Origin of the sequence: Virgibacillus phasianinus (genome assembly GCF_002216775.1) — a bacterium.
GTDB classification, from domain to species: Bacteria; Bacillota; Bacilli; order Bacillales; family Amphibacillaceae; genus Virgibacillus_F; species Virgibacillus_F phasianinus.
Map to the genome: position 1 here is coordinate 1,243,509 of NZ_CP022315.1, position 13,060 is coordinate 1,256,568.

The 13,060-nt window shown below is 37.7% G+C and carries 19 protein-coding genes; 13 read left to right on the top strand and 6 right to left on the bottom strand.

Annotated features, from left to right (window positions below):
• The first annotated feature begins 28 nt into the window (after positions 1–28).
• The 9 genes from CFK37_RS06370 to CFK37_RS06410 all read left to right on the top strand — a co-directional run bounded on the left by CFK37_RS06370 (position 29) and on the right by CFK37_RS06410 (position 6,989).
• Complete coding sequence (locus tag CFK37_RS06370; protein WP_089061067.1) at positions 29–646, top strand: zinc dependent phospholipase C family protein; 618 nt, start codon at positions 29–31, stop codon at positions 644–646.
• A gap of 4 nt (positions 647–650) precedes the next feature.
• The gene (locus tag CFK37_RS06375) at positions 651–1,196 is read left to right on the top strand and encodes a hypothetical protein (protein ID WP_089061068.1); all 546 of its coding nucleotides are present in this window, start codon (positions 651–653) and stop codon (positions 1,194–1,196) included.
• 211 nt (positions 1,197–1,407) lie between these two features.
• Entirely contained in the window at positions 1,408–1,671 is a 264-nt protein-coding gene (locus CFK37_RS20155) for a hypothetical protein (protein ID WP_089061069.1), read from the top strand.
• Between the two features lie 120 nt (positions 1,672–1,791).
• Entirely contained in the window at positions 1,792–2,406 is a 615-nt protein-coding gene (locus CFK37_RS06385; RefSeq protein WP_172840461.1) for a class I SAM-dependent methyltransferase, read from the top strand.
• A gap of 392 nt (positions 2,407–2,798) precedes the next feature.
• Complete coding sequence (locus CFK37_RS06390) at positions 2,799–3,752, top strand: ABC transporter permease (protein ID WP_089061071.1); 954 nt, start codon at positions 2,799–2,801, stop codon at positions 3,750–3,752.
• Positions 3,742–4,692, top strand: coding sequence for an iron chelate uptake ABC transporter family permease subunit (locus CFK37_RS06395; protein WP_089061072.1), 951 nt, complete (start codon positions 3,742–3,744; stop codon positions 4,690–4,692). The genes CFK37_RS06390 and CFK37_RS06395 overlap by 11 nt, the downstream gene beginning before the upstream one ends.
• Positions 4,686–5,444, top strand: coding sequence for an iron ABC transporter ATP-binding protein (locus CFK37_RS06400; RefSeq protein WP_089061073.1), 759 nt, complete (start codon positions 4,686–4,688; stop codon positions 5,442–5,444). Before CFK37_RS06395 ends, CFK37_RS06400 begins: the two co-directional genes overlap by 7 nt.
• A gap of 67 nt (positions 5,445–5,511) precedes the next feature.
• The gene (locus tag CFK37_RS06405; protein WP_089061074.1) at positions 5,512–6,453 is read left to right on the top strand and encodes a siderophore ABC transporter substrate-binding protein; all 942 of its coding nucleotides are present in this window, start codon (positions 5,512–5,514) and stop codon (positions 6,451–6,453) included.
• Between the two features lie 248 nt (positions 6,454–6,701).
• Positions 6,702–6,989 carry a 4a-hydroxytetrahydrobiopterin dehydratase gene (locus tag CFK37_RS06410; RefSeq protein WP_089063551.1) on the top strand — a complete coding sequence of 96 codons (288 nt, stop codon included), beginning with the start codon at positions 6,702–6,704 and terminating at the stop codon, positions 6,987–6,989.
• A 157-nt stretch (positions 6,990–7,146) separates the two neighbouring features.
• Here CFK37_RS06410 and CFK37_RS06415 read toward each other — a convergent pair whose 3' ends face one another.
• Together CFK37_RS06415 and CFK37_RS06420 are read right to left on the bottom strand one after the other, a co-directional pair.
• Entirely contained in the window at positions 7,147–7,524 is a 378-nt protein-coding gene (locus tag CFK37_RS06415; protein WP_089061075.1) for a group-specific protein, read from the bottom strand.
• A gap of 11 nt (positions 7,525–7,535) precedes the next feature.
• The gene (locus CFK37_RS06420) at positions 7,536–8,084 is read right to left on the bottom strand and encodes a GNAT family N-acetyltransferase (RefSeq protein ID WP_089061076.1); all 549 of its coding nucleotides are present in this window, start codon (positions 8,082–8,084) and stop codon (positions 7,536–7,538) included.
• A gap of 181 nt (positions 8,085–8,265) precedes the next feature.
• Between CFK37_RS06420 and CFK37_RS06425 the strand changes: the two genes are divergently transcribed.
• Positions 8,266–8,736, top strand: coding sequence for a helix-hairpin-helix domain-containing protein (locus CFK37_RS06425; protein ID WP_089061077.1), 471 nt, complete (start codon positions 8,266–8,268; stop codon positions 8,734–8,736).
• Between the two features lie 224 nt (positions 8,737–8,960).
• Here the strand turns inward: CFK37_RS06425 and CFK37_RS06430 are convergent, their stop codons facing one another.
• Positions 8,961–9,392, bottom strand: coding sequence for a MarR family winged helix-turn-helix transcriptional regulator (locus tag CFK37_RS06430; RefSeq protein WP_089061078.1), 432 nt, complete (start codon positions 9,390–9,392; stop codon positions 8,961–8,963).
• A gap of 167 nt (positions 9,393–9,559) precedes the next feature.
• Here CFK37_RS06430 and CFK37_RS06435 point away from each other — a divergent pair, with 167 nt between their 5' ends.
• Together CFK37_RS06435 and CFK37_RS06440 are read left to right on the top strand one after the other, a co-directional pair.
• Positions 9,560–10,015 (top strand): CBS domain-containing protein, encoded by a 456-nt coding sequence (locus CFK37_RS06435; protein ID WP_089061079.1) that lies wholly within the window; start codon positions 9,560–9,562, stop codon positions 10,013–10,015.
• Positions 10,016–10,051: 36 nt separating this feature from the next.
• Positions 10,052–11,293 (top strand): MFS transporter, encoded by a 1,242-nt coding sequence (locus CFK37_RS06440; protein ID WP_089061080.1) that lies wholly within the window; start codon positions 10,052–10,054, stop codon positions 11,291–11,293.
• Between the two features lie 76 nt (positions 11,294–11,369).
• Here the strand turns inward: CFK37_RS06440 and CFK37_RS06445 are convergent, their stop codons facing one another.
• From CFK37_RS06445 to CFK37_RS06455, 3 genes are all read right to left on the bottom strand, one after another.
• Positions 11,370–11,729 (bottom strand): Lin0512 family protein, encoded by a 360-nt coding sequence (locus CFK37_RS06445; protein ID WP_089061081.1) that lies wholly within the window; start codon positions 11,727–11,729, stop codon positions 11,370–11,372.
• Positions 11,730–11,822: 93 nt separating this feature from the next.
• Positions 11,823–12,233, bottom strand: coding sequence for a YuzC family spore coat inner layer protein (locus tag CFK37_RS06450; RefSeq protein ID WP_089061082.1), 411 nt, complete (start codon positions 12,231–12,233; stop codon positions 11,823–11,825).
• Positions 12,234–12,309: 76 nt separating this feature from the next.
• Positions 12,310–12,633 (bottom strand): DUF192 domain-containing protein, encoded by a 324-nt coding sequence (locus CFK37_RS06455; RefSeq protein WP_089061083.1) that lies wholly within the window; start codon positions 12,631–12,633, stop codon positions 12,310–12,312.
• A gap of 230 nt (positions 12,634–12,863) precedes the next feature.
• On the opposite strand from CFK37_RS06455, the gene CFK37_RS06460 reads away from it, so the two are divergent.
• A complete protein-coding gene (locus CFK37_RS06460; RefSeq protein WP_089061084.1) occupies positions 12,864–13,037 on the top strand; it encodes a Flp family type IVb pilin in 174 nt (57 codons plus the stop codon).
• Positions 13,038–13,060: the final 23 nt, after the last annotated feature.

The window sequence follows — 13,060 nt, forward strand, 5'->3', positions numbered from 1 at the left end:
AAAGGCTGGGATACGGATGGGCTCACGTATGATGCATTTAATTATCGCGAAACAGGTTCATGAGAAACTGGGATTATTGAACCTTCGTCCCTTCATTTTAGGCGGAATTGCACCAGATGCAGTTTTTTTACGCGAGAAAAAAGATGCATCACACTTTTATGGGGGTCATGTTGGGGATAAAACAAGGTTTGTAGATTATGAACGCTTCATCGAAAAATATTTATCAAACATTCATCATAATTTCATGCTGGGGTACCTGACACATATTATATCAGATGATGTTTGGCTGAAGAAAATTTATTTCAAGAATAATTTCCAGAAGCGATTAATTGATGATCCGGACTTTCTAACTAGATGGCATAATGATTTTCGATTACTGAACGGGAAGTTAGTCGAATGGTTTAACTGTGCAAATCTAATGAACGAACTTGATTATGCAGACCCTAATATAAATAGTGTTGAAGAAATTGAGATTAAGGATTTAATAGAGTTTAAAAAAGAAACATTAGGAGACTTTTTGTATACACGGGACCAGACGGAAAAGGATTTAGCTGTGTACCGATTTGATGACATAATCGATTACATTGAGTCGTCTACGGTAATGGCCTGTGAGATATGCAGTAAACTAATACCGCGGAAGGATTGATCAGATGTTTTATATAATCGTTGGTATTTGTATTCTAGTGGTGATTGTTGTGTTGTGGATGATTGATAAATTTGCGGGCTCTTCCGAAATGATGGGTGGGTTTAAAAATAGCGGCTTTAGAAAGTTGATGGTCGGGCTATCTGTTGCAGCTGTATTATCACTTGCTTACGGAATCTATGCAAAAGTCACGTATCAGCCGCCATTTATGGACATAAGTGTAAATGGCGATAGTTATACTGTTTTTGGTGATATAGGGGAAGTTGGTTATTATGCCGATGGGTTGGTGAAACAGGGTGAAAAGACTAACATTCGACTGGTTGCTTGGGAAGATTTAAACTTAGGTGATAAGACAAAGATAATGATTAGCTATCCATCGGGAAAAGAAGTGAGCTGGAAGCCTGATATATCAATGATAAAAGGTGTTTCCATCAATGAAATAAAACAAATTTACGAGTTATCACCGTATACGTTTGAAGAATCTGGCGACGTAACCTTAACGATACGTGATAAGTCGTTAAGTTTTACGATTGAAGTAAAAGAGGGGAAGTAACAAGTGCAATGCAAAGGAGCCATTATATGAGAAATCTATCGTCTTTTGGAAAAATAAACCTGTGTGTAGGATTCTTATTTTTTATTTTTGGTGGTTTTGCATTTTTTATAGATAGTACTATTCCTTTAACTAAAGCTGTTACGGTGGTTGGAATATTCATAATGGCTGCTTCATTTCTTTATAAAAAATAGAATTTCAGGAGATGTATGAGTTGTTATTTATCCTATTCACAATAATTGGCATAGTAGCGGGCATAGCTATTGTTCTGCTAACTCGCCAGTTTAGAAAAACAAATAAATCTAAATTAGTAATTCTTGTACCTAGCATAGTTTCCATAATCATTGCTGTTTATTTGATGTATCTAGGAAATGTAAAAATAAAAGGTATTGACGGGGCAGCTTACATGCTCCTTTCACTCATCCTGTTTTGTTTTGGAGGAGTTGTACTGTATTTAACTGATAAAAAGTTAGATTAGCGGAAATGAACGACCGCTTTAGGAGTTGTTTTAAGGCTATGTTTACAATGAGAATGTCCATATCAATGCTTTAGCAGTTCAACATTTAGGTGATGCACAAACTACTTTAAGGAGATGCTTATGCCAAATAGAACGAACCTAATTAACTCTTATAACAGGACAGCAAAGAAACGGGATTCAAATCAGCAGCAACAATGGAAGGTGAAAGAACGGGACACATTCTATGCATTTTTAACAAAAGAAAATAGGCAAAGTCTATTAGAAATTGGCGCTGGTCCGGGAAAAGACAGTTTATTTTTTAATCAACAGGGACTAGATACATATAGTACTGATCTTTCACCAGAGATGGTAAAATTGTGCCTGCAAAAGGGACTGGCTGCAGAGGTGATGACCTTTGAAAATTTAGCTTTTCCAGACAATCATTTTGATGCTATTTGGGCGATGAATTGCTTGCTGCACGTACCAAAGGATGAAATCAGAATAGCATTCACCGAGATTAAACGTGTACTCAAACCGTCAGGGCTATTTTTTATGGGTGTGTACGGAGGCCAGGATTCGGAAGGCATTTGGGAGGATGACTTTTATGAGCCGAAACGATTCTTTTCCTTCTATGGACATGAATCAATTAAAAAGCTGCTAGCTGAATTTTTTACGATTGAATATTTTAATGTAGTTTCAGCTGAGGTGATAGGTGGAAGCCTTTCCTTTCAGTCGATTATCTTGCGGAATGGTTAGCTATGGATCCTTTATATCATCCAATTTGTATGTATATCGGCCATTATATCAATATAACCGCCAAATTCAAGATATATCAGTCAATATCGAAATATAACTGTCATTTTCAAAAAATAACGACCGTTTTACGGATATATCGACCAAAACACCAATGAAGTCTATTTTAAATCCGGCAATATACAGTTTACATATACCAATTGCCGAATGTTCATGGTATGTAAACAAAAAATAAACCAGGCTTACCCATAAGCCGGTTTATTTTTTTTGAAAGGATTTCCAATTTTTATATTGACGAAGTTTTTAAATATGCTATACTCAATCTAATTGATAATGAATATCATTATTAATTATTATGTTTATTTAATACCAATTCTACATAGGAAGGATCCTTCATGAAGATTCGTTATCTGTTAATGGCAGTTATTATTTTATCAATTAGTTCCATATTTATCGGTGTTACAGATATAATGCCATGGGAAATCCTGCGTTTATCAAACGAGCAATTGGAAGTTTTAATGATTAGCAGGATACCAAGATTAATTAGTATTTTAATTGCGGGAATGAGTATGAGCATCTGCGGTTTAATCATGCAGCAGCTGAGCCGTAACAAATTTGTATCTCCAACAACTGCCGGAACGCTTGATTCAGCTCGTTTAGGAGTATTGGTAGCGCTAATGGTCTTTACCTCAGCGAGCCCACTGGAAAAAATGCTTGTTTCATTCGTATTCGCCTTACTTGGGACGTTTGTGTTTATGAAAATCCTCGAGAAGATAAAATTCAAGGATGCGATTTTCATACCTTTGGTTGGGTTAATGTTTGGTAACATCATCAGTTCCTCAGCAACATTTTTTGCTTACAAAAATAATCTGATTCAAAACATGTCTTCGTGGATGCAAGGGGATTTTTCCATGATCATGAGCGGTAATTATGAGCTTATGTATATCAGTATTCCAATATTGATTATTGCTTATCTGTTTGCAAATAAATTTACAATTGCTGGCATGGGCGAGGATTTCTCGAAAAACTTGGGGTTGAATTATCGGCAAGTGGTCAATATTGGATTGGTTATTGTTGCCTTGGTAACCGCATCTGTTGTCTTATCTGTTGGGGTTATTCCATTTCTAGGGTTAATCATTCCAAACATCGTCACGATTTATCAAGGCGATCATTTGAAGAAAATCCTGTTACATACAGCATTACTTGGAGCTGTATTCGTACTATTTTGCGATATCGTTGGCCGGGTAATTATCTATCCATACGAAATTCCAATTAGCTTAACGGTTGGCGTAATTGGAAGTGCAATTTTTATTTATCTGCTGCTAAGGAGAAAGAAATATGGGCTATAAGAAAAAGACAATCATTCTGGCAGTTATTGCATTGGTTATTGCTGCGATTTACATACTATACAATTTAAGCGGCAATATTGGCTATATTTTACCACGAAGGATTATGGAAGTTGTTGCGATTATCATTACCGGAACCGCAATAGCATTCTCGACCACCGTGTTTATGACCATAACAAACAACCGTATTTTAACACCGAGTATCCTTGGGCTGGATTCACTTTATATGCTGTTGCAGACGTTTATCATCTTTATGTTCGGCTCAAAGTCCCTTGTAATGATGAACAGCAACATCAATTATTTTATTTCGATAGGCTTAATGATTTTGTTCTCACTGGTGCTTTATCGCTTTTTATTCAAAGGAGAAAATAATAATATTTACTTCCTATTATTAATTGGAATGATTTTAGGAACATTCTTTGGCAGTTTTACTTCATTTATGCAGGTGCTGATTGATCCGAATGAGTTTATGATTGTGCGCGACCGCATGTTTGCGAGTGTAAATAATGTAAATGAAAATCTTGTTTATTTATCACTTGGGTTACTGGTGCTGGTAACATTTTATTTCATGAGGTTTTACAAATATCTGGATGTGTTGGCATTAGGGAAACACCAGGCAATAAACCTTGGAGTCCCATATGATTATGTTGTGAAGCGGCTCCTGATTGTTGTTGCCATACTACTGTCAATTGCCACAGCACTAATTGGGCCAATTACGTTTTTAGGGCTGCTGGTAGTCAATTTGGCGTATGAATTTTTGAAAACGTACCGGCACTTTTATTTGATTATCGGATCCTCACTAATCAGTATTATCGCATTGTTGGGCGGACAATTCATTGTGGAGGAAATCTTTACATTTCAGACAACAATAAGTGTGATTATTAACTTTTTTGGTGGTGTTTACTTTATTTATCTTTTATTAAAGGAGAATAAGTCATGGTAGATATTAAAGGTTTGTTTAAAAAGTATAACGATAAAAGTGTAGTCGATGATGTGTCATTAACAATTGAAAAGGGTACGATTACCTCCTTTATCGGACCAAATGGTGCTGGTAAAAGTACATTAATTTCCATGATCAGCAGATTGATTACCAAGGATGCGGGGCATATTACCATCGATGGCGAGGATATAACAAAATCAAAGAACAATGATTTAGCAAAGAAAATTTCGATATTAAAACAATCAAATTCGATAAATTTACGATTAACGATTCGCGAACTGGTTTCCTTTGGGCGATTCCCTTACTCACAAGGAAAGTTAACGAAGGAAGACTGGTCAAAAGTTGATGAAGCAATTGAATACATGGAGCTTGAGGAAATTCAGGATAAATTTATTGATGAACTTAGCGGCGGCCAGCGACAACGGGCCCACATTGCAATGGTCATTGCCCAGGACACGGAATACGTGCTGCTTGATGAACCATTGAACAATTTGGATATGCGGCATTCGGTACAGATTATGAAAACGTTAAGGAGATTGGTAAATGAGCTTGGCAAAACCATTTTAATTGTGATTCATGACATTAATTTTGCGTCGTGCTATTCCGATCAAATTGTAGCATTAAAGGACGGGAAAATAGTTAAACAGGGTCCGACCTGCGATGTTATAGATGAATGTGTACTAAGGGATATCTATGACATGGATATGAATATAAAAAATATCAACGATAACCGTATTTGTGTTTATTTTTCATAAATAAGCACCCGGGAACTCCACTAATCACCGGGGGCTGGAGCTAAAATAAAAAAGGGAGATGAGATGAATGAGGAAATTTTTATTAGTTGCTTTGTTATGTATAGTTGCTGTGTTTGCCGCAGCATGTGGGAAATCGGAGGGTGAAAATGCGAATAGCAGTTCCAAAAAGTCAGAAGCGATAACTGTTAAGCACGAATTAGGAGAGACGAAAGTTAGTAAAAACCCGAAAAAAGTAGTTGTATTTGATTACGGAACATTGGATACACTTGATAAACTCGGTATAAAAGTTACTGGGGTGCCAAAGGGTAATATTCCATCATACATAGATAAATACGAAGCCAAGGAATATGAGAATGTTGGAAGCCTAAAAGAGCCGGATTTTGATAAGCTAGCCGAAATTGACCCTGATTTAATCATTATTTCCGGAAGGCAAGCTTCATTATATGAACAGCTTCAGGAACTTGCTCCAACTATATATCTTGGTGTTGATACAACCAGATATATGGAATCCTTTAAAGAAAATCTTGCAGTAATCGGAAACATTTTTAATAAAGAAGATGAAATTGACAAAGAATTAAAATCAATCGAACAATCAATAGCTGATTTGAAGAAAAAAGCGTCAGAAAGTGATATAAATGCATTAATTATTCTTGCAAACGATGACAAAATAAGTGCCTACGGACCAAGTTCTAGATTCGGATTAATTCACGACGTCTTTGGAATACCAGCGGTGGATAAAGGTATTGAAGTTTCTACACATGGAATGAACGTATCCTTTGAGTATGTGGTTGAGCAAGATCCAGATTTACTTTACGTTATTGACCGCGGCGCTGTGGTTGGCAGCAGTTCTTCAGCAAAACAAGTTGTGGAAAATGACCTAACCAAGAAGACGAAGGCCTATAAAAACGACAACATTGTTTATTTGGATCCGAATTATTGGTATTTATCTGGCGGCGGTTTAGTTTCCGTACAGGAAATGGTAAATGAAGTAGCAAAAAGTTTAAATTAAAAAGGATGCGAAAGGGTGATCGGCAATCGATCACTCTTTATGTTTTTTTAGGGAAATAAGTTATCCACATTTTATCCCAAAAACATATTCACAGCATAAATACATGATTTCCACACAGTTATCCCCAGAATTCTGTGGATAGCTTGTTAATAAGTGTTTAAATTGTCTGATTTCACAAACATGGTATGGGAATTTTTGTTAGACTAATAATATGAAAATAATTTAAAGGAGGCAATAAAGTGGATCGTATGACAGAAGAACAAGTAAACAATGAATTAGCAGGATTGACTGACTGGAATCTGATTGATGAAAAATGGATTGAAAGAATATATCGTTTTAAGAAATACTTAGCAGGCGTACGGTTTGTTGATAAAGTTGCTGAGTCTGCGGAGAATAAACAGCATCATCCATTGATTGCAATAGATTATAAAAAGGTAAGCGTGAAATTTTCATCATGGCAGGAAAAAGGTTTAACATCGGTAGACTTTGAAATGGCAAAGCGCGTTGATGTAATATATGAAGAATTAGAACAATAGATTCTGTCATTAATTGTCGATATTTCCCGGGAAATTATATTGCAGTTTCCTGATTTTCTCCCGGGTTGTTAGGGTCTGTGGTTTAGGAGAAATCACCTGAGTTTTTGGGGTTGTCGCCTGATTATATAGAGCTGTTGCCCGAGTTCACTGAATTTTTCTATACAGCACCAATTAGTGTAATAAAATCGTCAATGTCGCCGGAAATGCGATTGACTCCTTCTACAAAATAAAAAGTAGATGCCGTGGCCAGATCAATTTCCTCGGCTGAATATATGTAGATAGGCTTTCCTAAATCAAGTGCTATTCCGAGTTCTACATGGCTGCTCTTCCCGGCTGGGTGCAATAGTATGAAAATATCACTATTTTGGACGGCCTGTTTCTCCTGTTCACCAATCGCCTTTAGTGTGGTCGGTTCAACCGCCCGCTGATTCATTGTCCAATTGTAAGTATGGGAGAATCCTTTTAAAATAAGTTTTTGCGCAACGTATGTTACCATTTCCTTATTTTTAAAACTGGAAGCTATGTAAAAACGCACTGGATTTCCCCCTAATTTTGATTATTCCATTCATCAGCCAGCATTCCATATACGACGTGGTCGACATAGTGATCATATATCCATTCCGCTTGTCTGATTTGTCCCTCTTCAATAAATCCTAATCGCTTCGGAATTGACCGGCTCTTTTTATTTTCAAATGCTGCACGAATATCAACCCGATTAAAAGCTAGTTCGGTAAACGCGTAATCAGTCAGGTAGCGAACCACACGTGTGATAATCCCGTTTCCCTGGTAATCCTGTCCAAGCCAATAACCGATATAAGCTACTTTGTTGGACCAATCCAAACTATTAAAACTAGCAGTACCAACCATTTTTCCCTTATAGTGGACTGCAACAGTCATGCTTTTCTTATCCTGAAATCCCTGCATGGTGTGTTCAATAAAACCACGCGAATCATCAATCGTTGTGGTCGTATCAACCCAAGGTAACCATTCGCGTAAATAGGACCGCGACGCATCTGTTAAATTAAAAAGTTCTTCGGCATCATCAATTTGCATTAATTTTAATGTAAGATCTTCATCAATTTCACGGAAAAACATGAGCATAACCCCCGGTTAATTGTTTACTAGAACCTATCACACAGTTTGTTGGACAGAAATTCCCACTTGATGAGGTTTTATTCTATCATACCATAAATGTATACTAAGATTGAGACAAAGGTTTTAATGAAAAGCGCAACTGTGCAATGACAAAAACGAATATAATGAAGAGGTGACTAAAATGACAGCAAATTCGCCAAAATTGCCACTAACGCCTGAAGAAAGGTCCAGCTTAAGAGCTGCCAAAATTAAATTATGTGAAATTACTCAGTTAGATGTGCATAACCTTGCAAATGCCCTTAATGCCTCGCTAAATAGAGCGGAATATTTACATGGTCTGGCTATCTTTCAATCTATCCCGTCGATTGGACCGAAGCTTGCACATCTTGTGATCGATTTAGGCTACTATTCATTTGACGCTGTAAAATATGAGTCAGGCGAAGAACTCACCAATAGAGCCGAAGAGAATTACGGATATTGGATGGACCCTTGTGTAGAGGATTCCCTCCGCTGTGTGGTTTATCATGCCAACCACCCTGGCAGTGATAAAAAGTGGTTTGAATTTACTGGAGAACGAAAAGAATATCGAAAGGAGAATGGATATCCTGAGACACGTCCAAAACGCGCGTGGTATGATGCAGAGAAAACATAAAGATAAAGGATTTTTCAAAGATCTCTTATAACTATAATTATTAAAACCGGGCGAGGGAATGCGGAACTCGGGCGAAAATAGGTGTAACTTGGGAGAGGTCAAGTCCAACCCAGGGGAAAATCAGCTGTCTCCTGACCAGCTTGATTCCCTCCCAAATTGTTGGTCTTTGACAATATACCGCATTTAATGCCTGATGTAAGTCTCCTTTTTTCAAAAGCATCTTACTACCAATCCTTATTTTCGTGCACTGTACGATTATATTTTTGGAGCAGATGACCAAATGATACACGTTCCTCTTCTGTCCAGTCCTGCAGAATCGTTGAAAGTCTTTCAAATCGCCTTTGTTTATTCGCATCCAATTCCGTTGTTCCAAGTTTTGTAATATGGTAAAAGTAAGCCCTTCCATCATTAGGGTTAGGCAATTTATCCACGTATTTTTTCTCGATAAGAGCGGCAGCCTGCCTGCTGACTGTGGAAATATCCAAATGCAGTTCATTGGACAGTGTTTTCACACCTGCTGGCCCATAGGTAGATAACTGACGCAGTATGACAAAGGCCGAACGATCCAGGCTTCCATTTCGCTTTTCGGAAATGACAATTCTACGGATAAAATCGGTAACCTCATTTTCAATTAGTTTTATTGATTTTTTACTCATTTTTTACACTCCTCAAAAAACCTTCATATGTAATGATATCGAACCCTAACTGTTTGTCAATTGATTCAAGTGTACTTGACACAACTTGCAAATTGATTGTATCATACAAGTAGTTGGTTGTAACATGCAATTAGTTGAAATGAATTTAAGTGGCGAGGAGGGTATACATGCAGGCTCATGAAATGATGATACACGATGTTTATAAGGTGATGGAAACCGATAGCGTGCGCGCTGTGATTAAGAAATTTATTGAACATCGGATAAGTGGTGTACCAGTAGTCAACCACAGGAATGAAATTATTGCCTACGTAAGTGATGGCGATATTATGCGATATATCGGCAAGCATAAAGATATTTTCGTTGATTCTTTATATACTGTTACTGTATTTAAAGGGGATAATGAGGAATTTGATGAACGGATTAAGAAAATATTGGATTTAAATGTACTGGAACTAGCAAAACGTAAAGTAGAAAAAATTCAATCGCATAAAGAGATTGAAGAAGTTGCAGCTATTTTAGGGAAAAAGCGGATTAAAAAGCTTCCAGTCGAACGGGACGGCGTTTTAGTTGGAATTATTAGCCGTGGTGATGTTATTCGAAATACATTTAAATCAATATTGTAGGAACGCAATCATAAAATAGTAAGGAGACAATTTTATATGTCGTCAAGTTCTAATATTTCAATAGAAAGAAGTGCCACACACACTTCTATTCAGGAAAGTCCAGGTCTTCTTCAACAACCCAAGGCCGTTTGGGCTGTCTTTTTTGCTTCAATCATTGCTTTTATGGGACTTGGTCTTGTGGATCCCATTTTACCGGCAATCTCAAGTCAATTGAATGCGACTAAAAGTGAAACCACGTTACTTTTCACCAGCTACAACGCAGTTATGGCAGTAGCAATGCTGGTAACGGGAACAATCACTTCGCGTATAGGTATGAAAAAAACATTATTATCAGGAATTGTAATCATTGCATTATTTTCCGCATTAGGTGGAGCATCAAATGGTATCTGGGAACTGGTTGGCCTTCGGGGCGGCTGGGGTCTTGGAAATGCATTATTTGTTGCTACGGCATTAACGGCAATTGTGACACTTTCAAACAGTGGAAATGCCAAAGCAATCATTTTATATGAGGCAGCAATCGGACTTGGTATCTCCGTTGGGCCGCTAATTGGTGGCTGGCTGGGCGCAATGTCATGGAGAGGTCCTTTTTTTGGCGTTGCAACGTTAATGGTAATTGCCTTTATCGGTCTTTCTATTCTCATGCCAAAAGGCCAGAAAATGTCAGTCTCGAAAAAGAAAACGTCCTTGCTTGATCCATTCAGGGCACTAAAGCATCGCTCATTATTAGTGTTCGGTATCGCGGCAGCCCTTTATAATTTTGGATTCTTTACCTTACTTGCCTTTGCACCATTTGTTTTAGGCCTTGATGAACATGGATTAGGATTCGTTTTCCTTGGCTGGGGATTATTATTAGCCGTCACATCTGTATTCATGGCACCTAAACTGCAGCAGCGGTTTGGAACAATTAAGTCCATGTGTGTCATGTTAATTCTATTCGCTCTTGTTCTGCTTGCAATGGGTATTTGGACATCAACACAATGGCTTGTCATTACCGCTGTAATTGTTGCTGGTGCTTTATTAGGTAATAACAATACGCTGATCACAACAGCGGTTATGAATGCAAGCCCTGTTGAACGATCAACAGCATCGGCTGCGTACAGCTTCCTTCGCTTTATTGGAGGCGCAATTGCACCATATCTAGCAGGTAAACTTTCTGAGATTTACAACTCAAGTGTGCCATTCATTGTTGGCGCAGTATTCGTGTTTTTATCCGTGTTATTTATTTGGATGAATAATAAACATGTAAACCATGTGGATGAAGTGGAAGTAGCACATTAAGAAAAAGTAAGGAATGGCTGTCACCAAATTAATCATTGGGTGGCAGCCATTTTTTATTAGGATATTTGTTGCTATTTTAATACCCAACCTCAACAGCGGCGTTCACAATGTACATTAAATCATTCTTATCAGCCTTATCCTCTAGAAAAATACCACTTGATGTTGCCATTCCGCCAGTAACAACCTCAACCGTCACTTCACCATAGGGAATCATGTCTTTAACCTTTTCCTTCTTAAGCTGATCTTGGTCGAGCGGGACAGCAAGCTTCACATTTACCTTCATATTCTCGAGACGCTGGTCAGGCAAGCTGCGCTCAATTCCTGGCATGGAATTATAATGGATGGCATCCTTTACAGCGCGGGTTGCGGCCTTTGTAACATCTTGTCCATGCACATCAATTCCAGTACCGGTTTGGATGAATAATATCTGTTGCATTTAGAATCTCTCCTTATCCAAATGATTACTATTATCATTCCCGTAAGATTCCAAACACAAACAAACTTGTTAAGTGATCGCTAGGAATGCTGGTTAGCGCCACCTAATTGCCATTTCCAACTTACAACATTCGATGTTTTCCACTTTGGAAATTAGAATTATATTAATACCATCCGGATTATAACTTGTTTGAAAGTCAACCGAAACACCAGTTGATTTAATAAGCTCCTCCACCTTTTTAGAATCATTTTGTTGTGCCGCATCCATTACTTTATAGGCGAATTCCTCAGACCCGGACAATCTGTTTAAGATGATGGTTGCTTCTTTCACTAACTGTTTAAAAGCACCCGCCGACTGATGAAAAAGCGCCGCATCAGTTTCCGGATATTCTGGCCTGGGCTGGTAGGGCTGTACCTGATGATAACAATAGATTGGTTGTTGATAAAAGTACCGTTCATCTGGGAGACAATAAACCGGACAGGGATAATAATGAGGGTAATACATCAAAAAACCTCCTGGATGTAAATTCCCTACACTATATGCCCTGGAATTTGTAACGTGCGACCTTCTTGCTCCTGATTTATAGGATAATCGTATCCCCTTCGCCAATATCGTTCCTTGCAATCGTACCAAGCGGCAGTTCAAGTGCGGAATAGGCACCGTTCACTGGTGCGACCATTTTCCATGGTTTTAAATTGGGGATAGCTTTAACAACGGCGTTTTTTTGATCAAGAAAAACGACATCGATAGGAAATCGCATGAAAAACATGTGGACTGAGTTGCATGGCGCAATAAGTAATCCCTCCTTTGTTATTGGTTCTTTATAAAATAATAGCCCTTTCAATCGCTTTCCAAAGCTGTTTGCATGTTTAATCTGTAATTGATGTCTGATTAACTTAGGCATAAACGGTGTAACCTCCTTCTTATTCATGTGTTCATTATATAGAATAATATGTTCTTTAAAAAATATGAAATAGTAAGAAATAACTAGAAAACGTGCGATTTTGCACGAAAAACGTTCTGTATATAGTACAAATGGGCTAATTTGGAGTTTTTCAATTGATTTCGTTCTGTATATAATCTAATTATGTTCAATATAAAGAACGAACAAAAAACCCTTAGGAGGAAACACAAATGAAAAATCAATTAACAAGGCTTTTTAAAGAAGAAGAAGGACAAGCAATGACAGAGTATGGGTTATTAATTGGACTAATTGCAATAGCGGTTGTAGCGGTTTTGGTAGTATTAGGGCCACAATTAGCAGCATTGTTCCAGTCGATTTCGGATGAACTTCCGGATGCTCCATAATAAAATTAGTAGCCCTGCTTCCA

Bases quoted from the DNA above. Each gene is read 5' to 3' on its own strand.
- CFK37_RS06370 (WP_089061067.1), top strand. From the start codon at position 29: ATGATGCATTTAATTATCGCGAAACAGGTTCATGAGAAACTGGGATTA.
- CFK37_RS06375 (WP_089061068.1), top strand. From the start codon at position 651: ATGTTTTATATAATCGTTGGTATTTGTATTCTAGTGGTGATTGTTGTG.
- CFK37_RS06385 (WP_172840461.1), top strand. From the start codon at position 1,792: ATGCCAAATAGAACGAACCTAATTAACTCTTATAACAGGACAGCAAAG.
- CFK37_RS06390 (WP_089061071.1), top strand. From the start codon at position 2,799: ATGAAGATTCGTTATCTGTTAATGGCAGTTATTATTTTATCAATTAGT.
- CFK37_RS06395 (WP_089061072.1), top strand. From the start codon at position 3,742: ATGGGCTATAAGAAAAAGACAATCATTCTGGCAGTTATTGCATTGGTT.
- CFK37_RS06400 (WP_089061073.1), top strand. From the start codon at position 4,686: ATGGTAGATATTAAAGGTTTGTTTAAAAAGTATAACGATAAAAGTGTA.
- CFK37_RS06405 (WP_089061074.1), top strand. From the start codon at position 5,512: ATGAGGAAATTTTTATTAGTTGCTTTGTTATGTATAGTTGCTGTGTTT.
- CFK37_RS06410 (WP_089063551.1), top strand. From the start codon at position 6,702: ATGACAGAAGAACAAGTAAACAATGAATTAGCAGGATTGACTGACTGG.
- CFK37_RS06420 (WP_089061076.1), bottom strand. From the start codon at position 8,084: ATGTTTTTCCGTGAAATTGATGAAGATCTTACATTAAAATTAATGCAA.
- CFK37_RS06425 (WP_089061077.1), top strand. From the start codon at position 8,266: ATGACAGCAAATTCGCCAAAATTGCCACTAACGCCTGAAGAAAGGTCC.
- CFK37_RS06430 (WP_089061078.1), bottom strand. From the start codon at position 9,392: ATGAGTAAAAAATCAATAAAACTAATTGAAAATGAGGTTACCGATTTT.
- CFK37_RS06435 (WP_089061079.1), top strand. From the start codon at position 9,560: ATGCAGGCTCATGAAATGATGATACACGATGTTTATAAGGTGATGGAA.
- CFK37_RS06440 (WP_089061080.1), top strand. From the start codon at position 10,052: ATGTCGTCAAGTTCTAATATTTCAATAGAAAGAAGTGCCACACACACT.
- CFK37_RS06445 (WP_089061081.1), bottom strand. From the start codon at position 11,729: ATGCAACAGATATTATTCATCCAAACCGGTACTGGAATTGATGTGCAT.
- CFK37_RS06450 (WP_089061082.1), bottom strand. From the start codon at position 12,233: ATGTATTACCCTCATTATTATCCCTGTCCGGTTTATTGTCTCCCAGAT.
- CFK37_RS06455 (WP_089061083.1), bottom strand. From the start codon at position 12,633: ATGCCTAAGTTAATCAGACATCAATTACAGATTAAACATGCAAACAGC.
- CFK37_RS06460 (WP_089061084.1), top strand. From the start codon at position 12,864: ATGAAAAATCAATTAACAAGGCTTTTTAAAGAAGAAGAAGGACAAGCA.